The sequence below is a fragment of the Bacteroides sp. MSK.20.82 genome, from assembly GCF_019052485.1.
In the GTDB taxonomy this organism is placed as follows: Bacteria; Bacteroidota; Bacteroidia; order Bacteroidales; family Bacteroidaceae; genus Bacteroides; species Bacteroides thetaiotaomicron.
Genome location: NZ_JAHQUN010000003.1, coordinates 174,585 through 200,815, shown reverse-complemented (window position 1 = coordinate 200,815; position 26,231 = coordinate 174,585). Strand labels below are relative to the sequence as shown.

The 26,231-nt window shown below is 48.1% G+C and carries 17 protein-coding genes; 10 read left to right on the top strand and 7 right to left on the bottom strand.

Features of this window, described 5'->3' with window-relative positions:
- The first annotated feature begins 178 nt into the window (after positions 1–178).
- From KTR07_RS04900 to KTR07_RS04880, 5 genes are read left to right on the top strand one after another with little or no spacing between them, the layout of a single operon-like run.
- Positions 179–1,627: a lipopolysaccharide biosynthesis protein gene (locus tag KTR07_RS04900; protein WP_113748061.1), complete on the top strand. Its 1,449-nt coding sequence runs from the start codon at positions 179–181 to the stop codon at positions 1,625–1,627.
- On the top strand, positions 1,624–2,727 hold the full coding sequence (locus KTR07_RS04895) for a hypothetical protein (RefSeq protein ID WP_113748060.1): 1,104 nt from the start codon (positions 1,624–1,626) through the stop codon (positions 2,725–2,727). Before KTR07_RS04900 ends, KTR07_RS04895 begins: the two co-directional genes overlap by 4 nt.
- Positions 2,715–3,914, top strand: a complete 1,200-nt coding sequence (locus KTR07_RS04890) for a glycosyltransferase family 4 protein (RefSeq protein WP_008767224.1) — start codon at positions 2,715–2,717, stop codon at positions 3,912–3,914. The genes KTR07_RS04895 and KTR07_RS04890 overlap by 13 nt, the downstream gene beginning before the upstream one ends.
- Positions 3,911–5,044, top strand: a complete 1,134-nt coding sequence (locus KTR07_RS04885) for a glycosyltransferase (RefSeq protein ID WP_008767225.1) — start codon at positions 3,911–3,913, stop codon at positions 5,042–5,044. The genes KTR07_RS04890 and KTR07_RS04885 overlap by 4 nt, the downstream gene beginning before the upstream one ends.
- Entirely contained in the window at positions 5,041–6,267 is a 1,227-nt protein-coding gene (locus KTR07_RS04880; RefSeq protein ID WP_011108541.1) for a glycosyltransferase family 4 protein, read from the top strand. Before KTR07_RS04885 ends, KTR07_RS04880 begins: the two co-directional genes overlap by 4 nt.
- Here the strand turns inward: KTR07_RS04880 and KTR07_RS04875 are convergent.
- Positions 6,239–7,150 carry a helix-turn-helix domain-containing protein gene (locus KTR07_RS04875; protein WP_008767227.1) on the bottom strand — a complete coding sequence of 304 codons (912 nt, stop codon included), beginning with the start codon at positions 7,148–7,150 and terminating at the stop codon, positions 6,239–6,241. The two genes, KTR07_RS04880 and KTR07_RS04875, sit on opposite strands and share 29 nt — an antisense overlap.
- 223 nt (positions 7,151–7,373) lie before the next feature.
- Between KTR07_RS04875 and KTR07_RS04870 the strand changes: the two genes are divergently transcribed.
- The 3 genes from KTR07_RS04870 to KTR07_RS04860 are packed head-to-tail and all read left to right on the top strand — an operon-like array spanning position 7,374 to position 13,048.
- On the top strand, positions 7,374–8,477 hold the full coding sequence (locus KTR07_RS04870; RefSeq protein ID WP_008761836.1) for an efflux RND transporter periplasmic adaptor subunit: 1,104 nt from the start codon (positions 7,374–7,376) through the stop codon (positions 8,475–8,477).
- A 14-nt stretch (positions 8,478–8,491) separates the two neighbouring features.
- Entirely contained in the window at positions 8,492–11,668 is a 3,177-nt protein-coding gene (locus KTR07_RS04865; protein WP_011108542.1) for an efflux RND transporter permease subunit, read from the top strand.
- A 15-nt stretch (positions 11,669–11,683) separates the two neighbouring features.
- Positions 11,684–13,048, top strand: a complete 1,365-nt coding sequence (locus KTR07_RS04860) for an efflux transporter outer membrane subunit (protein WP_113748059.1) — start codon at positions 11,684–11,686, stop codon at positions 13,046–13,048.
- A 161-nt stretch (positions 13,049–13,209) separates the two neighbouring features.
- Here KTR07_RS04860 and KTR07_RS04855 read toward each other — a convergent pair whose 3' ends face one another.
- The 3 genes from KTR07_RS04855 to wecC form a co-directional block, all read right to left on the bottom strand.
- The gene (locus KTR07_RS04855; RefSeq protein WP_113748058.1) at positions 13,210–14,868 is read right to left on the bottom strand and encodes a NeuD/PglB/VioB family sugar acetyltransferase; all 1,659 of its coding nucleotides are present in this window, start codon (positions 14,866–14,868) and stop codon (positions 13,210–13,212) included.
- Between the two features lie 680 nt (positions 14,869–15,548).
- Positions 15,549–16,679, bottom strand: coding sequence for a non-hydrolyzing UDP-N-acetylglucosamine 2-epimerase (gene wecB / locus KTR07_RS04850; protein ID WP_061472942.1), 1,131 nt, complete (start codon positions 16,677–16,679; stop codon positions 15,549–15,551).
- Between the two features lie 50 nt (positions 16,680–16,729).
- Positions 16,730–17,932 carry a UDP-N-acetyl-D-mannosamine dehydrogenase gene (wecC, locus tag KTR07_RS04845; protein ID WP_061473052.1) on the bottom strand — a complete coding sequence of 401 codons (1,203 nt, stop codon included), beginning with the start codon at positions 17,930–17,932 and terminating at the stop codon, positions 16,730–16,732.
- Between the two features lie 105 nt (positions 17,933–18,037).
- Here wecC and KTR07_RS04840 point away from each other — a divergent pair, with 105 nt between their 5' ends.
- On the top strand, positions 18,038–19,303 hold the full coding sequence (locus tag KTR07_RS04840; protein WP_032814124.1) for a glycosyltransferase family 4 protein: 1,266 nt from the start codon (positions 18,038–18,040) through the stop codon (positions 19,301–19,303).
- A complete protein-coding gene (locus KTR07_RS04835) occupies positions 19,296–20,051 on the top strand; it encodes a glycosyltransferase family 2 protein (RefSeq protein WP_113748057.1) in 756 nt (251 codons plus the stop codon). The genes KTR07_RS04840 and KTR07_RS04835 overlap by 8 nt, the downstream gene beginning before the upstream one ends.
- Before the next feature lie 60 nt (positions 20,052–20,111).
- On the opposite strand, the gene KTR07_RS04830 is transcribed toward KTR07_RS04835, so the two are convergent.
- The 3 genes from KTR07_RS04830 to KTR07_RS04820 all read right to left on the bottom strand — a co-directional run bounded on the left by KTR07_RS04830 (position 20,112) and on the right by KTR07_RS04820 (position 26,211).
- On the bottom strand, positions 20,112–22,463 hold the full coding sequence (locus tag KTR07_RS04830; RefSeq protein WP_113748056.1) for a glycosyl hydrolase 115 family protein: 2,352 nt from the start codon (positions 22,461–22,463) through the stop codon (positions 20,112–20,114).
- 5 nt (positions 22,464–22,468) lie between these two features.
- The gene (locus KTR07_RS04825) at positions 22,469–23,851 is read right to left on the bottom strand and encodes a family 43 glycosylhydrolase (protein WP_113748055.1); all 1,383 of its coding nucleotides are present in this window, start codon (positions 23,849–23,851) and stop codon (positions 22,469–22,471) included.
- Between the two features lie 761 nt (positions 23,852–24,612).
- Complete coding sequence (locus tag KTR07_RS04820; RefSeq protein WP_113748053.1) at positions 24,613–26,211, bottom strand: glycoside hydrolase family 43 protein; 1,599 nt, start codon at positions 26,209–26,211, stop codon at positions 24,613–24,615.
- Positions 26,212–26,231: the final 20 nt, after the last annotated feature.

Here is a 26,231-nt window from a genome sequence, read left to right as displayed (position 1 = left end):
CCTCCTTCAGGAAGGAGGAGTACCCGCAGGGGGAGGTGGTAGGTGAATACATCAACTGATGATATTCACTTGTGCAGTACACCTACCACCCCGGCTTTCAGCCACCCCTCCTTCCTGAAGGAGGGGAATTTAGTTACTACTGACTTTTGACACACTCTCCTTCACCGATTATAATAATATGAGTGAAGAACAGTCACTGAAACAAAAAACAGCAAAAGGGCTATTTTGGGGAGGCCTCAGCAGCAGTGTACAACAGCTGTTAGGACTTCTTTTCGGAGTAGTGTTAGGAAGATTACTGGACCCTGCCGATTACGGTATGATCGGTATGCTGGCTATCTTTCCGGCCATTGCTTCCGCCCTGCAGGAAAGCGGATTTGTCGCAGCACTCGCCAATCGCGAGAAAGTCAGCGATAAAGACTATAACGCTGTATTCTGGTTCAGTATCTCTTTTAGTGCTGTTCTTTATATTTTGCTCTATTCTTCAGCTCCGCTGATTGCTAAATTTTACGATACTCCGGAGTTAACGTCGCTCGCCCGTTTCTCTTTCCTCAGTTTCTTTATAGCCAGTTTCGGGATAGCTCCGCGAGCTCTTCTCTTCCGTAATCTCAAAGTGAAGGAGAATACCATCATTTCTCTTTCAAGCCTGTTTCTATCCGGTATTGTGGGGATTATTCTTGCCGCAAACGGATTTGCCTATTGGGGTCTGGCTATACAGACAATGACCTTTGTCGTCATAGGCACGGCACTCAACTGGTACTTTGCCCACTGGAAACCCAGTTTCCGCATTGACTTCTCTCCCATCAGGGAGATGTTCGGATTCAGCAGTAAAATGCTGATTACGCAAGTCTTTATTATTATCAACCAAAACCTGTTCTCCGTCCTGCTGGGTAAATTCTACACTAAACAGGAAGTCGGAGACTTCAGCCAGGCCAACAACTGGAACAATAAGGGACACGCCCTCATCACCGGAATGATCAACGGAGTCACCCAGCCCGTACTGGCAAGTGTAGCTAATGACCCGCAGCGTCAGGCGGCCGTGTTTCATAAAATGCTGCGTTTCACGGCTTTTATTTCTTTCCCTGCCATGTTCGGGCTCAGCCTCATTTCCAGAGAGTTTATTCTGATTGCCATCACGGACAAATGGCTCGCTTCCGCACGGATCATGCAATTACTTTGTATATGGGGAGCCTTTATTCCGATCAACAATCTGTTCTCTTTATTGCTGGTCAGCCGCGGACGGTCTTCCATCTTTATGTTCAACAGTATCGCACTGAGCGTGTTGCAGCTGATCACTGCCTGTATCAGTTATCCATACGGCATCACCACCATGATTTATCTGTTTGTCGCTATCAATATACTTTGGCTGTTTGTCTGGTACTGCTTTGCCCGGAGAGAGATTCCGCTGACGCTGTTCAGCATACTGAAAGATATCGCTCCTTATTTTCTGCTGGCAGCTTCGCTGACAATCGCAGCCCATTACATAACGTCGGGCATCACTAATCTGTATTTGTCACTTACCATCAAAGTGTTTTTCGTGGCTTCTCTATATGCACTTGTTTTGTGGAAAATGCAATCAGTCATTTTCAAGGAATGTATTCAGTTCATTAAAAAGAAAAAGATATCATGACGACACCTACCAATTACATAGCGACCTGGTTCTACAAGGAATCCAAAGAAGATGCCAGTTTCTATCCGCAGGCAGGCAAACGGGGAGATTCCGCCCTCGTCCATTCCATTTATATGCAGATACAAGTGCCGTTCTTTACCACTTTCAGGCATTATCATCCGGATGACAAGTTGCTTTTCTTCAGCAATCTGGATCAGTTTCCCGATTATCTGGAACGATTATTCAAGGAGTTACGGATTGAGACTGTTACCCTGCCTTATCTCTGCATCCCTCCCAAAGGATGGTACGGGGCATGGAGAAATCAATTCTACCTGTATGATATCCTGCGCTATATGGAGAAAAGGATGCAAGCGGACGATACGTTGCTCATCTGCGATGCGGACTGTCTCTGTATGCGTCCGTTGGAGCAACTATTCAGCGACACACGGAAATACGGTTCCGCCCTGTACGATGCATCCGACCGACCGGACCTCAAAGTGAACGGAATCACACTAAAGGAGATGACAGATATCTATAATGACTGTTACGGAGAAAAAGAGAAGAGAGAAAAAGAGAAGGAGGCAACGAAGAAAACAGAAGCGGAAAAGGAAGAAGCAGAGCAGCAAGATACGAAAAACGGAGTCACAAGAACAGAGCTTGTCCATTATTACGGGGGAGAATTTATCTCGCTGCGTGGTGATGTAGTGGCACGAATCAACGAAGCGTATCCTGCTTTATGGAATTATAATCTGGAACGTTTTGCCGCCAATCAGCCCAAACTGAACGAAGAAGCCCACTTCCTGAGCGTAGTGGCTACGAGGCTCAACATCCACAACAATATCGCCAATCAATACGTCAAACGCCTCTGGACCTACCCCAAATACAATACGGTAGAAAAAGGAGACGAGCAACTGGCGGTATGGCATCTTCCCTACGAGAAGAAAAGAGGATTGTATCTGCTGTACAAACACTTTGTGAACCACCCCACTTTCGACGATGAAGAGGCCTTCCGCAAGAAAGCCTCCGCCTACACCGGTGTGCCGACCGTTACTTTCGGCAAACGCATCCGCGATTTCATCACCATTCTTTCTCTAAAAATAAAAGACAAATGCATATACTGATACTTCCAATGTACTATCCTGAGAAGGACTCCTCCCCGCACCGGGGATATATGTTCTTCGAGCAGGCTATGCAACTGGCTAAATCAGGCTGCAAGGTAGGACTTGCCTTCACGGAGCAAAGACCTCTGAAGAACTTCACATGGAAACGGTTCCGCAAAGAGAGTCATTTTCAGATATCGGCAGAAGATAACGGCAGTTTCGTCACCATGCGCCTGCACGCATGGAACCCGAAACTAAGCACCCGCGCGGGAGGAATCATCTGGTCTCTGCTGACCGTCTTGTTAGTACGGAAGTATATCCGCACTTACGGTCGCCCCGACCTGATTCATGCGCACTTCGGCACATGGGCAGGGTATGCCGCCCGACTGGTTTATAAATGGTATAAGGTTCCCTATGTCATCACAGAGCACGCCTCTTCCATCAACGGCAATCAGACGACACCGTCACAGGCAGTGATACTGAAGAAGGCATACAGCGAGGCACGCAAGATCATCTGTGTCGGCACGAAACTGAAACGGAGCCTGTGCGCATACGTCAGTGACCCGGATAAAGTGACCGTCATACCGAACTTTGTAGATACGAACACCTTTGCATTCAGTCCTCACCGGACAGAGAAAAAGAAACATTTTACTTTCATCAGCATCGGAAACCTGAATAAGCGCAAAGGATTCTGGGATTTGCTGACTGCTTTTCACTGGGCATTCAAGGATATGCCGCACGTCTCTTTGATCATTGCTGGAGACGGGGAAGAAATGCAGCCACTCAAAAAGTTAATTCAGTCTCTCCACCTGCAAGAGCAGGTAAAACTGACCGGCCGCCTGTCACGGGAAGAATTGTCCGGGTTGCTGGGTACTTGCGATGCTTTTGTACTGGCCTCCTTTGCGGAGACATTCGGCATCGTATTCATCGAAGCAATGGCAACAGGCTTGCCCGCCATCGGCACCATATGCGGAGGACCGGAGGACATCATCACTCCCGAAAGCGGCTTCCTCATCCGACCGGGAGATGTGGATGCGCTCGCCGCTAAGATGAAAACATTGTACGATACCTACGAGTCGTTCGACAAAGAGAAAATCCGCCAGTCCATCGTCAGCCGTTTCGACTTTCAGTTGGCAGGGCAGAAGTTACGGCAAGTTTATTCAGAAGCATTAGAAATGTCCAAGCCCCCAAAAGCATCGGAATCATGAAAGTTACAGTCATAGATTGTTCAGTATCAGGCCATCGGGAAACGTATTATAAACAGTTTGCTCAGACATGGGCGGGCATGGGGTACGAAACGTCGCTCATCGCTCCCGACGGGAAAGGCATACAGGAGGCCGTTGCCTTTCAGCCTGTCTCAGCGCTTCCGCTACTGCCGCTTCCTGCCGGAAAACCGTTGCAGAAAAAGCTGGTTGTACTGCGCAATGCAGTGATTCGACTGCGAAATCTGTACAGGCTGCGCCGGAGTCTTCAACGGCTGAATCCCGATCTGGTCTTCTTTGCCTGCCTCGACGATATGCTGCCTACATTGGCTCCCTTATGGCTGTTCAATCTTTTGCTGCCCTATCAGTGGAGCGGCCTGCTGGTTCAGTCCGCCCTGCCGCCTTACCACCGAGGGATGCCCGACACCCGCCCTTTCCTGCGAAGCAAGAACTGCGTAGGAGTAGGCATACTGAACGAATATTCAGCGAAAGGCCTGGAAACATTTCAGCGCCACATTCTGCTGTTTCCCGACTTTGCCGATCTTTCGGCTCCCGCCACAAACTACCCGTTGCTGCGCAAACTGAAGGAGAGAGCCAGAGGAAGGAAGGTGATATCCCTGCTCGGTTCCATCAATTTCCGCAAGGGGATAAAGTTACTGTTAGAGAGTATCCCTTTATTGCCAAAGGATGAATATTTCTTCCTCATTGCGGGGAAATCATCTCTCACCGCACAACAGGAAAACGACCTGCGGGCGTTCGGGGAGTCAAGGAATAACTGTCTGTTCTCATTGGAGAAGATTCCCGATGAAAGCTGTTTCAATGCCCTGATAGCGGAGAGCGACCTTATTTTTGCCGCATACAAGCAGTTCACCGGCAGCAGCAACCTCCTGACCAAAGCTGCCGCCTTCCGCAAACCGGTCATAGTCAGCCGCGGCCTCTGCATGGGCCGGAGGGTAGAGCAGTACGGAACAGGCCAAACCACCGGAGAAGACAACGCCGGAGAATGCAGCGCAGCTATCCGCTCGCTGTGTACCGAAACAAGGATGGACACTCAGGCTTTCGCCCGGTACGCCCACGAACACGAAGTGGAGAAACTAATCACATGTTTTAATCAAATCAGCAAGCATATACAATGAAAGTACTTTTTACATTCGGAGGAATCCCCCACTACCTGAATGCCATGCTCAACAGGCTACAGGCAAAAGGAGTAGAAATAACCGTTGTCAGCCCGAAGAAAGGGAATACGACCATCGGCAAAGGGGTGAAAATGGTAGAAGGAGGAACCTACAAGCATCTGACCACACCGGAGAAAAAGATGTTCTACGGAAAAAGCGCTTTCCCCGCCCTTCCCGAAATCATTGCGGAAGAAAAACCGGATATAGTGGTAGTGGGATGGCCCTACTTCCTGCAAGTATTCTTTCAGCCCGCACTGAGAAAGGCTATGAAGTCCTGCAACGCCAAGCTGGTGATTCGTGAAATCCCCTTCCAGACTCCTCCCTACGGAAAGATCAAGGAATATTTCAAAGCCAATCCGATGCACGACGAAGGTATGCGCCTGCTCAGCAAGGGTATCGGCTTCTATCTGCGCCAATGGATAACGGCAAGGATACGGAAATACTGCTACGCCCAAGCCGCCGGAACGCTGAACTACTCGACAGCCGCCTACGACATCCTCCCCTCTTACGGAGTAAAGAAGGAGCAGATACACGTCACCTACAACTCGACCGATACGGAAGCACTTCTCAAAGAAAAAGAATCCGTACTGGCTTCCCCCTCCATCCTTCCCCCGTGCGACCGTCGCCTGCTGCACATCGGACGGCTCGTAAAATGGAAACGGGTAGATTTATTGATAGAGGCTTTCCGGAAGGTAGCCACCGACTATCCGGAAGCGGAACTGGTGATCGTAGGAGACGGACCGGAACTGGACAACCTCAGACAACAGGCAAACGACCTGCAACTGGCAGACAGCATCCGCTTTATCGGAGCCGTCTATGACCCGAAGACACTGGGCGCCTATATGAACGAATCGAGTATCTATGTGCTTGCCGGCATGGGAGGGCTTTCGATCAATGATGCCATGACGTATGGTATGCCCGTCCTTTGTGCCGTATGCGACAGTACGGAACGCGACCTGGTCATGGAAGGCAAGAACGGCTATTTCTTCAAGGACGGAGACGCCGATAGCCTGGCAGGTAGAATCAGAGAGATGTTCGAATCTCCCGAACGCTGCAAGGAGATGGGAAAAGAATCGGAACGGATGATCCGGGAAAAGATCAATATGGAGACGGTCAGCGAACGCTACCTGAAGGCTTTTCAAGAGATTCTTCGTCTCACTCATCTTCGCGATTCCGGTAATTAGCCGGTGAAGTCCCCAAATGCATCTTTACGTACTTCCCGAAAAAGGACTGGTTGGGGAAGTTGAACTCTTCCGCTATTTCCTTGACGGACTTGTCCGAACGTTTCAGCCGGTACTTGATATGTTCTATCGTCGTTTCATTGATCAAGTCCAGCGGAGTCCTGCCACACGCTTGCTTGATGACTTTCGAAAAATGCTTCGGAGTGTAGCAGAGCGCATCCGCATAATAACTCACAGAACGGTGCATACCCTTGTCTTTCGATAATAGCTCCACGAATTTCCGCAGGGTATAATCCGCCTGTTTGATGCCTTCTTTCGGACTGTCCCCCTTGTCGGGAGCATCGATTTCCTTGTGAAGCTGTCCCAGCATCTCACAAAAAAGGGCGGAGAAGAGATGCTGCATCACTTCCCTGTGATAATAATGAGGTTCATCATTGATCTTCGCCACAATCAAATCCCGATAAAACCTGAAAACAGGATCATCCCCGCCTTCGCTGATAGACTTCACCGGATTGTTGTGGATATGAGCAGCGGTATTCCACGTTTTCTTCTCCATTTTAATAATGCGTTGCAGAAAACGGGTAGAGAATCCCGCCAGCCTTATCTTATATTTAGGACTCAGCATCGTACGACTGATCAGTGTATTGGGAAGACCGAGCAGCAAGTCGCCCGCCTGCAACTGATACGTCCGGTAGTTGATATCCAGCTGGATACACCCTTCTGCACAGACAGCAATAAGGAAACAGTTCAGCCGGACTGTATCATTACTATACGGAATCCCGTCCAGACTGTTGACTATCGCAAAGTCATCGTCTATATAATCAAGGATATGCTGACTCTTCTTAAAGTCTTCTATATCTACTGTCATAATGTTCTCTTTTTCCATAATCTCTCCTTTTTTACTTTTTGCAAAGTTGGTAAATAATAGGGAAAACAGAATGTCCCAAACTCCTTTATAATTGTTTGATATATCGTTTATACGCAAATAGTTAGCCACAAAAAGCACAAATAACGAAAACAGGACATTCATAGAGAAAAATCGGTCACCATTGACTTGTTCTTTTCTCCTACTTTTGTTCTGATTTTAATAAAAGACAAAAAGAGTAAGTATGATTACAGTGAACAAAAAATGGATACGGCTGATAGGGATTGTCGGTTGTACAGTGTGGATGGCATCGTGCAAGCAGGCACCGGATGCAGGAGTGAAATCTTCTTATGCAGTCATGCAGATAGAACCAACGGACAAAGAACTTTCTTCCTCCTATTCGGCGACCATACGCGGGCGACAGGATATTGATATCTATCCGCAGGTGTCGGGAACAATCGAGAAACTCTGCGTGACCGAAGGTCAGAAAGTACGCCGGGGACAGTTGCTTTTCATCATCGACCAGGTACCTTACAGGGCCGCGCTCAAAACCGCCACCGCCAATGTGGAAGCGGCACGCGCTGCTACGAGCACCGCCGAACTGACTTACAAGAGCAACAAGGAACTGTATGCACAGAAAGTCGTTTCAGAATTTAGCCTGAAGACTGCCGAAAACTCTTATCTCACCGCCAAGGCACAACTGGCACAGGCTGAAGCTCAGGAAATAAGCGCACGCAACAACCTCTCTTATACCGAAGTGAAAAGTCCCAGTGACGGAGTTGTAGGCGCATTGCCCTATCGTGCAGGCGCATTGGTAAGCGCCAACATTCCTTATCCGCTCACTACGGTCAGTGACAATTCGGATATGTACGTCTATTTCTCGATGACCGAAAACCAACTGCTCGCCCTTACCCGACAGTACGGCGACATGGACGAAGCGTTAAAGAATATGCCGGAAGTGGAACTGATTCTGAACGACAACTCAGTCTATCAGAAGAAAGGTACCATCGAATCCATCAGTGGAGTGATCGACCGTCAGACAGGGACCGTAGTGGCACGCGTAGTGTTCCCCAACGAATCACGGCTGCTTCATAGCGGAGCATCGGGCACGGTAGTAGTGCCGAGCATCTACAAGAACTGCATCGCTATCCCCCAAACAGCCACCGTGCGGATGCAGGACAAGACGATTGTATATAAGGTAGTGGATGGCAAAGCAGTCTCCACCCTGATCACCGTAGCCGGAATCAACGACGGACGCGAATATGTAGTGCTGGACGGCCTGAAAGCCGGTGACGAAATTGTATCGGAAGGCGCCGGACTGGTGCGCGAAGGCACACAGGTTAAATAAGAAGGAGACTGATTATGAAAGGAAATATATTTATCAAACGGCCGGTGATGGCTATCTCCATCTCCGTGCTGATTCTCGCCATAGGGCTTATCTCGCTCTTCACCCTGCCGGTGGAGCAATATCCCGACATCGCGCCTCCCACGGTCTATGTATCCGCCAGCTATACGGGCGCCGATGCCGAAGCTGTGATGAACAGCGTCATCATGCCGCTGGAAGAGAGCATCAACGGGGTGGAAGACATGATGTATATCACGTCCAGCGCCTCCAATGCAGGTCTGGCTATCATACAGGTTTACTTCAAGCAAGGCACCGACCCCGACATGGCGGCTGTCAACGTACAGAACCGTGTAGCCAAAGCACAGGGACTGCTGCCCGCCGAAGTAACGAAAGTCGGCGTAAGCACGATGAAACGCCAGACCAGCTTCCTGCAAATCGGCGCGCTGGTCTGCACCGACGGTCGCTACGACCAGACCTTCCTTGCCAATTATCTGGACATCAACGTCATCCCGCAGATCAAGCGTATCGAGGGAGTAGGAGACGTCATGGAGCTGGGCGATACCTACAGTATGCGTATCTGGCTGAAACCGGAACGGATGGCACAATACGGGCTGGTGCCTTCGGACATCACCGGCGTGCTGGGCGAGCAGAACATTGAAGCCCCTACCGGCTCACTGGGCGAGAGTTCGCAGAACGTCTTCCAGTTCACGATGAAATATCGCGGAAGACTGAAGAGCGTGGAAGAGTTTCAGAACACCGTTGTCCGCTCTCGTGAAGACGGCTCGATACTCCGTCTGAAAGATGTGGCGGATGTGGAACTGGGCACTATGACTTATAGTTTCCGCAGTGAGATGGACAGCCAGCCTGCCGTGCTCTATATGATCTTCCAGACAGCGGGTTCCAATGCGACCGCTGTCAATAAAGAAATTACCGCCCAGATGGAGCGGATGGAGAAAAACCTTCCGGAAGGAACGGAGTTCGTCACCATGATGAGTTCGAACGACTTCCTCTTCGCTTCCATACACAACGTGGTGGAAACACTGATTATCGCCATCATTCTGGTCATCCTCGTGGTATACTTCTTCTTGCAGGACCTGAAAAGTACACTCATCCCGTCTATCTCCATCATCGTGTCACTGGTAGGTACGTTTGCCTGTCTGGTAGCTGCGGGATTCAGTCTGAACATCCTGACCCTGTTTGCCCTGGTGCTTGCCATCGGTACGGTGGTGGATGATGCCATTGTAGTAGTAGAAGCGGTGCAGTCCAAGTTTGATGCCGGATACAAGTCGCCCTACCTTGCCACCAAAGATGCGATGGGCGACGTGACGATGGCTATCGTCTCCTGTACCTGTGTCTTCATGGCCGTATTTATCCCCGTCACCTTCATGGGAGGTACTTCGGGCGTGTTCTATACCCAATTCGGTATCACGATGGCAACTGCCGTAGGTATCTCCATGATCTCGGCTCTGACCCTGTGTCCCGCCCTGTGCGCCATCATGATGCGTCCGTCGGACGGAACCAAGAGCGCCAAGAGTATCAACGGACGGGTACGCGCAGCTTACAACGCTTCGTTCAATGCCGTGCTGGGCAAGTATAAGAAAGGGGTGATGTACTTCATCCGCCATCGCTGGATGGTATGGACTTCACTGGCTGCTACCATCGTCCTGCTGGTTTATCTGATGAGCACGACCAAGACGGGACTCGTGCCGCAGGAAGACCAGGGCGTTATCATGGTGAATGTCAGCATCTCACCGGGAAGCACGCTCGAAGAGACAACGAAAGTAATGGACCGGCTGGAAAACATTCTGAAAGATACGCCCGAAATAGAACACTACGCCCGCGTAGCAGGATACGGTCTGATCTCCGGTCAGGGAACTTCTTACGGTACGATCATTGTCCGCCTGAAAGACTGGAGCGAACGAAAAGGAAAGGAACACGGTTCGGATGCCGTAGCTTCCCGCCTCAACGCACAATTCCAGTCCATCAAGGAAGCGCAGATATTCAGTTTCCAGCCCGCCATGATTCCGGGATACGGTATGGGTAACTCCCTCGAACTGAACCTTCAGGATATGACAGGCGGTGATCTTGCTACGTTCTATGACGCGTCCACACAGTTCCTCAATGCCTTGAACCAGCGCCCGGAAGTGGCTATGGCTTATACATCCTACGCCATCAACTTCCCGCAGCTCTCGGTAGAAGTGGATGCCGCCAAATGTAAGCGTGCAGGAATTTCGCCAAGCGCGGTACTCGATGCGGTAGGCAGTTATTGCGGTGGAGCATATATCTCCAACTACAACCAATACGGTAAGGTATATCGTGTAATGATGCAGGCATCGCCCGAATATCGTCTGGACGAGCAGGCATTGAACAATATGTTTGTGCGCAACGGTACGGAAATGGCTCCGGTGAGCCAGTTCGTTACACTGAAGCAGGTACTGGGACCGGAAACGGCCAACCGTTTCAATCTCTACAGCACCATCACAGCCAATGTGAATCCTGCCGACGGTTACTCTTCGGGTGAAGTGCAGAAAGTGATTGAAGAAGTGGCCGCAGAATCGCTTCCGATAGGCTACGGATACGAATATGGCGGTATGGCACGCGAAGAAGCAAGCAGCGGTGGTGCGCAGACGGTTTTCATCTACGCCATCTGCATCTTCCTGATCTATCTGATTCTGGCTTGTCTCTACGAAAGTTTCCTCGTACCGTTTGCCGTTATCTTCTCCGTACCGTTCGGATTGATGGGCTCGTTCCTGTTCGCCAAGATACTCGGACTGGAGAATAACATCTATTTGCAGACGGGTGTGATCATGCTGATCGGCTTGCTGGCCAAGACGGCTATTCTGATTACGGAGTACGCCATCGAACGCCGCCGCAAAGGGATGGGCATCGTAGAATCGGCCTACTCTGCCGCACAAGTCCGCCTGCGTCCTATCCTGATGACGGTGCTGACAATGATCTTCGGTATGCTTCCGCTGATGTTCTCTTCCGGTGCGGGTGCTAATGGCAACAGTTCGCTGGGTACGGGTGTCGTAGGCGGTATGGCTGTCGGAACGGTGGCATTGCTCTTTGTCGTTCCGGTCTTCTACATCATCTTTGAGTACTTGCAGGAGAAAATCCGCAAACCGATGGAAGAAGAAGCAGATGTACAAGTGCTTTTAGAAAAAGAGAAAAGTGAAGCTGAACGTGAACGTTAATAAATAAAAGAAAGAATGAAGAAAAATATCATCCTGTTAGTTGCCATGAGTCTGACGCTGAGCGGTTGTGGCATCTATACCAAATACAAGCCCGCCACTTCCGTCCCCGACGATCTTTACGGCGGGGAAGTGGTGACGGAAGACACTGCCGGTCTGGGGAATATGGACTGGCGGGAACTCTTCACCGACCCTCATCTGCAGTCCCTCATCGAGACAGGGTTGCGGACCAATACCGACTACCAGTCCGCCCAGCTTTGTGTAGAAGAAGCTCAGGCAGTGCTGATGTCCGCCAAACTTGCTTTCCTGCCCGCCTTTGCGCTTTCCCCGCAGGGGACAGTGAGCAGCTTCGATACGAACAAAGCTACGCAGGGTTATTCGCTACCCGTTACCGCCAGTTGGGAACTGGACGTATTCGGCCGTATGCGCAACTCCAAGAAGCAGGCGAAAGCGCTGTATGCACAAAGTGAAGATTACCGTCAAGCAGTCCGCACGCAGCTGATAGCCGGTATAGCCAATACTTATTACACGCTGCTGATGCTGGACGAACAGCTCATCATCTCCCGACAGACGGAGGAGGCATGGAAAGAAACCGTAGCCTCTACCCGTTCCCTGATGAACGCCGGACTGGCGAACGAATCGGCTGTATCGCAGATGGAAGCGACTTATTATCAGGTACAGGGTTCTGTGCTCGATTTGCAGCAGCAGATCAATCAGGTGGAGAACAGTCTTGCTTTATTATTGGCAGAGACGCCCCGCAACTACGAACGCGGAACGTTGGCAGACCAACAGTTTCCTACGGACTTTGCCGTAGGAATCCCTGTCCGGATGCTTGCCGCCCGCCCCGATGTCCGCTCGGCCGAGCGGACACTGGAAGCAGCGTTCTATGGCACCAATGCGGCACGTTCGGCTTTCTATCCTTCCATTACTTTAAGCGGAAGTGCCGGATGGACGAACTCCATCGGGTCTATGATTCTCAATCCGGGCAAGTTCCTGGCATCGGCAGTAGGTTCGCTCACGCAGCCGCTCTTTAATAAAGGGCAGGTGGTGGCTCAGTATCGTATCGCCCGTGCGCAGCAGGAAGAAGCGGCTCTCGGCTTTCAGCAAACATTGCTCAACGCCGGCAGCGAAGTGAATGATGCGCTGACTGCCTATCAGACCAGTCAGGGGAAAAGGCTGTTGCTGGACAAGCAGGTCACTTCCCTGCAAACGGCCCTGCGAAGTACTTCCCTGCTGATGGAACATACGAATACAACCTATCTGGAAGTACTTACCGCCCGACAGTCATTGCTCAGTGCACAACTGTCACAAACGGCCAATCATTTTACCGAAATACAAAGTTTAATTAACCTATACCGTGCTTTAGGGGGAGGTCAGGAATAAAGAATATCATACTTCCTCTGTTTTTTTGATCCTAATGAAGAAGGGCTGCCGGAGAAGTGATTCTCTGACAGCCCGTTTTTCGTTAGAGGGCATTCCCGATTTGAATCAATAACAGACCAGGAACGGAAAATACATTCCTGATGTGCATTATAGCCTGTATGCTATTCATAAACAGAAAACATATTGCAAACCGAATTGGCCAAATGCCGCAACCCTTCTCCGCCGGGCAACTGAAATAAAGTCATACACCAATTATCGTTTCCTTCCAACATATAAGGACCGGTTTCGGTTATCGCAACATCCCATCCGATACTTCTCACTTTCGGAATTCTCATAGCAGCTTGTTTGGCTAATGCTATTGCCTGATCGTAATATGGGATTATGCAACCTGTTATTTTTTCACCACTGACAGGATGTATATGAAACCGTTCTCCTGACGGATGTTTTATTATAGCAGGTTGACAGACGACACCCCGATGATCAACAAGGGCGGCAATTCCTCCTGTAGCAAAGTTGTCTGTGCAAGCCTTTATTCCTATACGTAAAACAACACTCCACACATCGACCTTATTTATACTTTCATCATAATATGTCACAATTCTCAATGTGTTGAGACTTGACGGATTCAGTTTATTCAGGGCGCTATGTTGGATAATACGTTCTTCGTACAAATATTCATCCGGCTTTTTTACAGTAGAAATAACATAGTCATGTAGTTGTCGCAATGATGTAAAGTTTTGCATCGGAAAAATAATCCCTTGACCGGCTTGTCCTTTTATGGGTTTAATGACGACCTCATTTATGGATATGGAGTAAGGATCATGCATTTGCCTTTTTATCTCATCAAACGTCATTACCCGGCGCCCTAGAATGTCCTCAAAAACTTCGGAAAAACGCACTTTATCTTTTAACACTAACGCTTCACAGGGATCGTTTACTTGACGTGTCAATTCATGACGTAACGAAGAAGTGAGATACTGCCGACATTCTGTTCTGCTTTTCTTAAAGAACTGCAACTCGTAGTAGTTTTCGAATGATGCACCGTACATCCAACTATGTGACAATAGCTCAAGGAACATCAGTTTCCTTTTTCCGAATACGTAATGATTATATTCTCTCAGCTTTCGAAAATCTGCAATTCGTATATGGTACAATAAATTTCTTATCTTTGACTTTAACTTGAAAGCATTATTACTGTTTTTTGTAATTGAACGGGCAGGAACTCCGGCAACAGTAGTATGGCTGTCGATATTTCGCGTCACTACAGCGCCTGCACCTATTTTGCAGTCAGCACCGACAATGACATCAGGAAGTATTACCGCATTAGCACCTATCTCCGTCCTGTCACCGATAATGGCACGTCCCAAGATTTTTGCACCGGGAGATACTTCACAATATCGTCCAATACGGACGTCATGACTGATAACAGTGCTTTTATTGATAAATGTCCCCTGCCCTATACTTACATTACAAGTAATAGTTGCCCCCGAAAGAATCACAACACCTGGTTCGATAGTATTGTCATACCCGCCCACAAGGGCTTTTTGGGAGATAAAAGTGGTCAATACTCCTCCAAGACAGGCAATCTTTCGTGCCAGTACCTCTCTACGCTGTCCACCTCCGACACCAATAATAACCTTACTGTCTGTTTTCAGATGTTGCTCCAGTTCATTCCAGGATTTAATAATGGGAAAGTCATAATATGCATCGCTAATATCTGTATTTATATTGTCAAACAAAGATACAGTTTCTTCTACATTATCCCACTTGAGCGCTGTCAAAATCTCCTTAGCACATCCTTTACTCCCGATTATTACCATTTTACACTTTTCTATTTTCGACGATATTCAGCCAAGACCATGTCAATTTGATTAATTTCATCATCTTTTAAATCCACGTGCACCGGCAGACAAAGCATCTTCTCAGCATTCATCCCTATTTTGTAATAGAGCGGCTTTCTAAAAATGACACTACAAAATAAAACCATTTATAGCGAATAAACACTATCAAAAAGTACGATAATATCCTCCTTTCATACAGCACTGATATTTCTTTTTAGAAATTTCATATCTCAGCTTGATAACAGTCTATTAATTGCTTTGGAATATATTGAAATTGTTACTGCCTAATAAACCGACTGATATGACAATATACGAATAGTTCATAATAACAGAATTATGGAGGTTTGTATGTTATATGCGGATAAAGTGAAATGTCTTTCTATAAGGTGAAAGCGATGAAAGCGGAAAAATGGGGCAAAAGCAGAAAAGGTTCGCCCTATATTACTTTATATATCGGCACTTATGATAGTAAAATAAACCAATAATAAAAAAACAATAATAGTGGGAAGTGTATGTGATTAACAATGCTTCTTAGATCTCGTTTCAAGCATTATTAGATGTCACAGCAAGCATTGCTAACCAGCTTCTCAAGTATTAATACCTAACTTCTCAGATATTAATACCTATCATATCAAATGTAATACCTGACTACTCATGTGTTAACATCTGAGCGCAGCTATGATTCTTTCGCAAGCCTGTCCGTCACCGTAAGGGTTATGCGTTTCGGACATCCGCTTATACATTTCTTTATCAAGGAGCAGGGCAGTGACATTACTGACAATTGCCTCCGCATTCGTGCCGACCAGCTTCACCGTACCCGCCTCAACAGCTTCCGGACGCTCGGTCGTATCCCGCATCACCAGCACGGGTTTGCCCAATGAAGGGGCTTCTTCCTGCACACCGCCGCTATCCGTCAGCAGCAGAGTAGAATGTTGCATGGCATAGATGAAGGGCAGGTAATCCAGAGGAGAGATCAGATAGACATTGCTCAGACCGGAAAGCAGTTCATACACTGGCTTCTGCACATTAGGATTCAGATGAACGGGATAGACAATGTCCATTTCCGGGTGAAGAGCCGCCAGTTCTTTGATCGCTTTGCAGATATGCAGGAAACCATCTCCGAAGTTCTCGCGACGATGTCCGGTGACGAGGATATACTCACGATCACCTACCGTGTAGCCTTTCTCCTGAAGTTCCTTCGCCATCTTTTCTTTCACACCGGCGGTGGTGGAAATGATATCGACCGCCATCAGCAGGGCATCGATCACCGTATTTCCGGTAATAAAGATTTTCTTCGCATCTATATTCTCTTGCAGCAGATTTGCCCTTGACTGTTCCGTCGGTGCAAAGTAGTAAGTGCAGATACGGTCTGTCACCTGACGGTTCATTTCTTCCGGCCAGGGAGACAACATATTATAGGTACGCAACCCGGCTTCCACGTGCCCCACAGGTATCTGCATATAGAATGCCGCAAGGGATGCCGCCATCGAGGTAGTCGTATCTCCATGCACCAATACGGTATCGGGACGGAAGTCCTTCAGCACTTCGCGCAGTCCAAGGAGTACCTTAGCGGTAATGTCATACAAGTCCTGATTGGGAGCCATGATATTCAGGTCATATTCGGGAGTGATGCCGAACACTTCCAATACCTGATCCAACATCTGCCGGTGCTGTGCCGTAACGCAGACACGTGTCTCAAAATGTTCCGTATCTTTCTGGAGCGCCTTTACAAGCGGAGCCATCTTTATCGCTTCGGGACGGGTACCGAAAACGAGCAATATCTTTTTCATCTGCTTTATTTAATAGAGTCTATACAACCTCTTCGCAATTAAACTACATTTTATCGTCTCACGCCGCAGAAGTCCAGTTCTATCTTTCCTTCTTCTTTGGGCAATGCAAGGAAGACATCGTGGCGAACCAGCCAGACGATAATATCCGCTTTCTCGTATGCTTCCCGATAATCTGTCAGATGGAAGCTCTTATGAGTGCTTATATTAGGCTCGATAATCAGCACGTCCGCTCTCGATTCGGAGATGATGCGGGAAGCGATATATTTGGCGGGAGATTCCCGTAAGTCATCGATATTCGGTTTGAAAGCCAGTCCCATGCAGGCAACGACCGGTTCGTGCTCGTTCTGTTCCACAAACTTCTGACAGGTTTCCAATACTTTGTTCGCACACCAGTCCGCTTTGTAATCGTTCGTTTCACGGGCACGCTTAATGAGCTGCGCCTGTTCCGGATAGTCGGATACGATGAACCAAGGGTCTACCGCAATGCAGTGACCGCCTACTCCGCAGCCCGGTTGAAGGATATTCACACGCGGATGCTTGTTGGCAAGTTCGATCAGTTCCCATACATTGATTCCGGCTTTGTCGCAGATCATGGAGAGTTCGTTGGCAAAGGCGATCTGTGAGTCGCGGGAGGAGTTCTCCGTCAGTTTGCACATCTCTGCCGTGCGGGCATTGGTGCCGTGCAGTTTGCCTTGTACGAAAGCGGAATAAAACTCAATGGCTTTTTCGGTGGATGCCGGATCGATGCCGCCTATCACGCGATCGTTGTGCACCAGTTCGTATAATGTATTTCCCGGCAATACGCGTTCGGGACAATAAGCGATATGTATCTTCCCTTTCAGTTCGGGACGTTCTTTATAGATCACTTCCGCCATACGTTCGGTGGTATATACCGGAGAAGTGGATTCGATGACAAACAGGTTACCCTCCTGCAGATAAGGGATCACGGAACGGGTGGCCGCCTCCACATAGGTGATGTCCGCCCGATGGTTCTGCTTGAATGGGGTAGGCACTACGATAAAGAAAGCATCCGCCGCTTCCGGCTTGCATACTGCCCGTAACTTTCCACTCTGCACTACGTCCCTGACTACCTGACCCAGTTCAGGTTCTACAATATGTATCTTTCCCTGGTTGATCGTTTCCACCACAGAAGGATTGACATCTACTCCTATGACTTCGAAACCGTGAGCGGCAGCAACGGCTGCCGTAGGAAGGCCGATATACCCTAATCCTAAAAACACAACCTTTTTCATGTTCAATATCTCCTTATTAATAAGTGTGGCAAAAGTACAAATAATATGTGACTTTGTACGGATTTTCACTGAAAACCACTACTTTTGTGCAAACATTTTGAAAGCATGAGGGTACTAATCATCAATACTTCCGAACGAATAGGTGGTGCGGCTGTCGCTGCCGGACGACTGATGGAATCGCTTAAGAACAACGGCATCAAGGCGAAAATGTTGGTACGTGACAAACAAACAGACCAAATCAGCGTCGTCGGCCTAAAGCGCAGTTGGCTGCACGTATGGAAATTCATGTGGGAACGCATCGTCATCTGGAAAGCCAACCGTTTCAAGAAGAATGATCTCTTCGCCGTAGATATCGCCAATACCGGTACGGACATCACTTCGCTTCCCGAATTTCAGCAGGCAGATGTCATCCATCTGCACTGGATCAACCAAGGGATGCTGTCACTCAACACCATCCGCAAGATTCTGACTTCCGGCAAACCTGTAGTATGGACCATGCACGATATGTGGCCCTGCACCGGCATCTGCCATTATGCACGCGAATGCAGAAACTACGAACAGGAATGCCACCACTGCCCTTACATCTACGGAGGAGGAGGCAAGAAGGACTTATCTACCCGAATCTTCCGGAAGAAGAAAGAAATTTATAGTCAGGCATCCATCACGTTTGTAGGCTGTAGCCGCTGGCTGGCGGAGAAGGCCAAAGTCAGCGGACTGCTCACCGGACAAACGGTTATCAGTATCCCGAACGCCATCAACACGAATCTGTTCAAGCCTCACAATAAGCAGGAAGCCCGCAGAAAATGCAGGCTGCCGCAGGAAGGGAAGCTCATTCTTTTCGGTTCTGTCAAGATCACAGACAAGCGAAAGGGTATCGACTATCTGATTGAAGCCTGCAAACTGCTGGCAGAGAAACATCCGGAATGGAAAGACTCATTGGGCGTGGTTGTTTTCGGCAACCAGTCGCAGCAGTTGCAAGACCTGATTCCTTTCCGCGTCTATCCGCTTCCTTATATTAAGAATGAGCATGAGTTGGTGGATATATACAATGCCGTAGACCTCTTCGCCATCCCTTCTCTCGAAGAGAATCTGCCGAATATGGTGATGGAAGCAATGTCCTGCGGTGTGCCCTGCGTCGGTTTCAACACCGGAGGCATACCGGAAATGATCGATCATCTGCACAACGGATACGTAGCTCAGCGCAAGTCTTCCGAAGATCTGGCCAACGGCATCCATTGGGTACTGACGGAACCCGAATATGCGGAACTTTCCGCACAAGCCTGCCGCAAAGCCATAGGCAACTATTCGGAAAGTATCATAGCGAAGAAGTACACGGACGTTTACAACAAAATAACAGGGAAATATGCATAGTGTCCATCCTACTCCCAAGTTCTCGATTATCACGGTGACCTACAATGCCGAGAAAGTACTGGAAGATACCATCCAAAGTGTTATCTCGCAGACTTACCACCACGTAGAATACATCATTGTGGACGGAGCCTCCAAAGACGGTACTCTCTCTATCATCGACAGATACCGCTCACGGATAACTACCGTCGTCAGCGAACCGGACAAAGGATTGTACGATGCCATGAACAAGGCGATCTCCCTTGCCAGCGGCGACTATCTCTGTTTCCTGAATGCGGGCGACTGCTTTCACGAAGACGACACCTTGCAGCAAATGGTGCACAGCATTCATGGGAGTGTTCTCCCCGACGTCATCTACGGGGAAACTGCGATTGTTGACAAAGACAGGCACTTTCTGCATATGCGCCGCCTTTCCACGCCCAAAAAGCTGGACTGGAAGAGTTTCAAACAAGGAATGTTAGTCTGCCATCAGGCTTTCTTTGCCAGACATACGCTGATGGAACCTTATGACTTAAACTACCGGTACTCCGCTGATTTCGACTGGTGCATCCGCATCATGAAAAAGGCGCGTACCCTGCACAATACGCACCTGACAATCATCGACTATCTGGATGAAGGAATGACTACGCAGAACCGGAAGGCTTCTCTTAAAGAACGGTTCCGCATTATGGCAAAACATTATGGATGGATAAGTACCGCAGCACATCACGCTTGGTTTGTACTGCGGTTGATTATCAAGCCGGGACAATAAACAGTGTATTTCAGACTGACTGACCCAGCCAGTCTGAAACTATAAAATATAGAATTATATCTAATTCACCTCATAAAGCATTACCTGATCCAGTATCACTCCCTCATCCAATGCCTTGATGACCAATTGATGTGATTTCCTGCCCAGAACGGGAAGTACGATTTTCCGGATTGCCTGATTACGAAGCACGTTCTCTTTCCATTCCTCGCTGCGCCCCTTCGTTTCGTACGCTATCACTTCAGGCTCGGCACCATCCAGAGAAACCGAGAAACGCAACTTATCGTCCTGCACCGGATGATTGGGAAGTAACCGGATATCCACCTCTACCGAGTCCGTTTTCAGATTACCGAAAGAGAAAGTCAGCGCATCGCCTTTTCTTATCTCTGCGGCTTTGCCTTCATATCCCAAACCTTCGCAGACAATAGCGTTGCCCTTCTTTGCCTCCGCCCCATTCCATTGACAGGCTGCTTTACGGTCCGCTGTCATCGGAGCAGTAGCCGCATTTCTTTCCACACGGTTGAATACAGGGAGCTTGCGGGGTTTGAAGTCCATCATGCGATTCCATTTCCCATTCTCCAATGAGTTATAATGTTGAGTCAGTGCAGCAATGCTGTCGTAAGCGGCATCACTCTTTTCCCAGTCTTCCTTATCGTGGCGTGCCAATTGGGCGTATAACAGTTTGCGATTCATTTGTGTCGCAGCCTGTACGGGATATTTCACCAGTTCGAAGTAAGCGCTCTGTCTGTCGGCGGGTACTTTAGAAGCAGCTTTCTCTACCATTTCCGAAAGTTGGCTGTAAGCATTCAGACGTTCGTTTATCTCCCTTTCGCTCCACGGCAAGTCTTTCACTTCCCGATAGACCGGATTCTTTTCTTCCTCCCGTGTATTTCCCATAAATTCGGGTTTGCGGATATGTGCCAAGCGATAATGTTCCTGCATAACGGGAAGGATGGCCTTTGCACAAGAGGTTCCCAGTTCCCGTTCCAGCCAATGTTTCAGATGTGCGGTCACTCCTTCGGAAGATACCTTATCCAGATTCCATGCCATATCCATGAACAGCTCAATCTGATACTCGGCAGGTTTGATGTCGCCGACGTTCAGTATCCACATTTTTTGTATTCCCTGATCGTAAGCCTGCTTCATCTGTTGATAAATGAGCGATGGACTCATGGTGCTCAACCATAAATGATCGTGCGGGCGTCCCCAGTAGGAAACATGATAATAGACTCCGTTGCCGCCTTTACGGGCACGCTCTTCGGCAGTGGGGAAATGGCGGATATAGCCGTAGTTATCATCACACCACATCAAGGTCACGTCTTCGGGTACTTGCAGCCCCGCATGATAAATATCGAGCACTTCCTTATAAGGAATAAAGACCTGCGGCACTTGTGTTACGTCTTTATTCACGTACTTTTCGAGCAAGCCGCGCTGGTCAACAAACACCCGGTCCAGGACGGCTTTCTGTTCTTCTACCGTCTTGGCTCCCTGCATCTTTCCATCGTGAACGCCACGCATACCCAGCGTGTAAAGTATCTCTTGTCCGGCAACTTCTTTCACACGATCTTCCCAAAACTGATAAACGGCCGGACTGTTATTCACGTAATCGTATGCTCCTTTTCCACGTATTCTCCATTCGCCGGCAGCACTGCACGCCATCGGTTCGCAGTGGGAAGCTCCCATAAAGATGCCATACTTTTTCGCTGCTTCCCGATTGCCCTTCGTCAGAAAGAAAGGAAGGGTACACTCGTGCATGGCAGGCCAGTAGGTATTGGCCCGCAAGCGAAGCAGCAATTCAAAAATACGTTCGTTGGTACGCGGTCCGATTTCTCCTTTCACGTCCGACGGTTCGTAAGTCTTGTTACTCCAAGGCATCAGTCCCCAGTCTTCATCATTAATAAAGATGCCCCGATACTCCACAGAAGGAGACTGCAACTCTCTAAACTTGCCCGAAAGGCGGAATGTCTCTTTTTTCTCCGGAGTCACATCCGCCCACCATTCCCAAGGGGAAACGCCTAGCAAACGGGATATTTCAAGTATGCCGTAGGCTGTACCGTGACTGTCGCTGCCGGCTACTACCAGCTTTCCATCTTCTGAGACGGTGAGCAGGAAAGCCTGCTTTTTGTTTTTTAATGCGGAAATATCGATACCTGCCTGCTCAATCAGCTTGCTCTGTCCGATCGTTCCTACTATGATGTTTCCGGTGTTTGTGTCTACATGGGCAGTTGCCGACAATACAGTCTGAAGGTCACGGGACAACAAATCCAGCGAAGTATGCACCACCGGTGCTTCCGAACCGCTGCAAGCTATCACAACCGGTTGACCGGACTGCAAGACAAAATCTTTTTGTTTACCTTGAGCGAACAAGGTCACTGCTACCAAAGCAAAGACGGAAAATAAGATTCTATTTTTCATAAATATTACAATTTTACAATATCAGTAATGGTCACAAAGCAATCGTCGCTGCCATAAATTCTCTTCGTTTTATCAGTCCATGTGGGGCTGATGCCCGTAACTTCAATCACTAGTGTATATTCTCCTTTTGCCAATTGGGGAGTCATAAAACGCATTGCATGATCATTCGCCTTACTATAGAAATCGACCAGTGAAGAATATATTTTCTCCCCTTTCTTATCGAGGATATTCATACGCGCATATCCGCTATGACAGTTCGTTTCGCCCATAACAGCCACACAAGAGCCACTGAAGGGAATACTCAGCGTACTTCCTTTTACATTGGAAGATATTCTTCCTTCCTCCACTTTCCAGTCAGCTTCTTTACTGAACGTTATCTGCTTTAAATCGACGGTTTTTCCTTTGCGCAGAGGATTTACGGGTTTCAACTTATCAATGTCCCAGGAAGGCCAGTATTCCGGAATAGAAAGTTTTGTGCCATCCACCTGCATAGGCATCCACACATAGGTGGCGGCCGAAGCCTGATGCGGATAAGACCAGCGGTCGCCCATAAACATCGGAATCGTATCTTCGCCACACTTTAAAGGAAACACAAAAGTGGTCTGTGAATTATAGGTCAGGCTTCCTTCGGGAGCAAACAAACCTTGTCTGGTCCACGGCCCTTTGACGGAAGGGGCTGTAAAGTAGAAATTATCATTCTTTTCCCAGCTGGTCAGATTGGAGAACAAGAAGAAATATGTACCGTCTTTTTTAAACATTGCCGGAGACTCTCCGTGAGAACCGCCCACTCCCGATACCACTTTTTCCTCTGCCGTACGGTAGTCTTTACTCAAACGATAGACAATTCCTCCGTGCAACAGCAAATATCCGGTACCGTCCGCATCCTGATAAGTCCCCATATCCCAGCGGCGAATGGGCTTGCCTTCATACAACAGAGGTCCGTGAAGTTTATATTCACCTGCTATAGTGCTGCAGGTAGCATAGCCGATATGGGGATCTTTATAGTTCATATCGTCCGCATGCATATACATCACATACTCGCCGGTAGAAGGGCATTTCATGACTTTCACACGCTCGCCTACACGATTAGGGCCAAGAATTCCGCTTGGCTGCACCGGCAGAACAACACGTTCGAACTTCCAGTTCACCAGGTCATCAGACGAATAGCAACTGAAACCCGGAAAAGCATTGCTTTTGTCCGACTTATATTCTCCGAAAAGATAATATCTGCCATTCTCTTCCACAATGCAGGCACCGTGCGCATTGACAATCTCTCCCCTGTCGTCAAACCAGGGAATTCCGTTATTTACTACTTTTTCCGTTTTCCGGGCCATGCCCGTTCCGTAAGATACCCACAAAAAGGCAAACAATAACATCCAGTATTTCATGATATTCTTCTATAAATTCTTATAAAAAATATAAGGCACAATCAAATTACAAATTTACGCTTAACTATCTATATTCCTATGGAGAATAGTACAACAAGCATGGAATATTGTACTATTCTTCTTCAAAACAACATCCCGCAAAGCAGCCACGCACTTTTCACCTCCGCCGTGCATATCATGCAGCATACTTCATCATTAAAAAGAATAAGAATATTTAATGCACAAAAATAGAGAGAAGAGCACAATGAGACAGGAGGTAAATCGGGCAGATATAGGGGGTAAATCGGGCAATAAGGTAAAAGATTATTGTGTTACAATAATTCGCAGTATGCAGAGTCAAATAAAAGAAAACTCTCTACGGCCTCTTCTGACGTATAGAAAACTTTTTACCCTTAATACTAAAATCGCAGTTGAGTTTATAATAAATAGTTTCATCGTTTATAATAAACGGTCCCCCCGTTTATTATAAACTCAAATACGCCTTTTAAGCATATATCTTTTGATTTTATGCAACAAAAAAGGCTGCAAACCCTATAAAAGGTTGCAGCCTTAAGCTTAGCAGCGGTTCACAGATATGCTGATTTGCATAAGATCCCCTGTGTATTTTGTTATAATATCACACTATTTCTCCTGTTTGGTTTCGATGATTGACATGGTACATTTTGTTTTATTTCTTTATGGGTTGTTACTTTATAGTCTGTATGACACCTGCAAATATACAACAAAAAAAAGCCTTTGTCAAGTCCTGCGGAAATTTGATGTTAATATAGTAGTTCGAACCAATCGTATAATGCCTGATTTCCGGAAACGTCCCCATTGCTCGTGGCATACATACCTACACAGGTACCATTGAACTTATTGAATTTGTTGTCCGCTACAGGAACCAGACTTTGCCCGCCACCAATGGTGGTCAATGTATCTGGTGTTTCACCAAAGCTGAATACGGCTTCCATCCCCCTGACTGTGATTTTCAGGCAAACTGCCTTCTGATCGTACGGCATCTCCGCAACGATCTCTTTCTTTCCAAGATGCTTCTTCACCAGGCGAATGCCTGCCTTTGTCCTTAGCAAAGAATAGTAACCGTTTGCCGTGCGGTAGAGCACCAGTCCGGCAGATTCGTTTTCCTTCTTCGCCTTAAATTCCAGTCGGGTCATTGCTACATAATCCGGTTGTTCTACACGGCGAACTATCATGGCAGCATTCGTCAGACTATCGATTACTTGCGGACGCAGAGATAATGCCAGTCTGCCTTTCTTCAACTGATAAAACCTGGTCGACGGAATCCGCACAAAATGCCATTTCATATCCAAAGAATCGGCATCGAACTCATCTCTAGGGTGCGTGGGAGCTACGGGCGTCCAAGGCAGATCGGGGCGCTGTAATTCGCTTACATCACTTCCTTTCCCCGGATTAAAAATGGGGGTCTGTCCGTCAAACTTCACTTTGCACAGGAATGTCTCACGAGCTAACGGAAAAAAACCGTCAATGTTACGGTTACCCAGAAACACTGCCCACCATTCGCCGTTCTGCGTCTGTACCAAGTCGGCATGCCCGAAATTCTGATAACAGTATTCGCTCCCCATGTGGCGCGTGGTAAGCACCGGATTGACAAGTCCGGCAACATACGGCCCCATTACCGACTTGCTATGATGCACTGTCAAGGCGTGGTTACGCCCCGATCCACCTTCGGACATCAGCAACAGATACTGTCCGTTAATCTTATAGAGATGAGGTCCCTCCGCATACTGGGCATTATAGGCATGTCCGGTAGAAAGAATCTTCATCGGACCTGTCAGCCTCCCTTCTTTCAGATCCAGTTCCTGTGTCCACACAGAACATTGCGCCGGCCAGTTATTTTTGAGATCCCAGCGGTTGCCAGTATAGTAGCACCGGCCGTCGTCATCCCAAAAGAGTGACGGATCTATACCGGGGGCTTCTTTCAGCCACACTGGATCGGACCACGGACCGTGCGGATCCGTAGCTGTGATATAGAAATTCCCGCCACAGTGATAAGCTGTAGTAATCAGATAGAACTTGCCATCATGATAACGTAAAGTAGGCGCCCAGATGCCATCGTTATCATTTATCCCGCTGAAATCGATCCAATCGGGGCGATTGAGGGCATAGCTGATCAGTTCCCAATTGACCAAGTCTTTGCTATGATAAACGGGAAGCCCTGGATAGCAGACAAAAGAAGAAGTGACCAGATAATAGTCATCACCTACCCGACAAACTGAGGGATCGGGATTAAAACCCGGCAGAACGGGATTCCTGAATGTATAAGGAGCTTCCTGCCCATATACATTCAGAAAAAACAGACTCAAAAAGAATAACCAAAGTAACTTTTTAAATTTTATCATATACAAATTAGTTGTTTTTA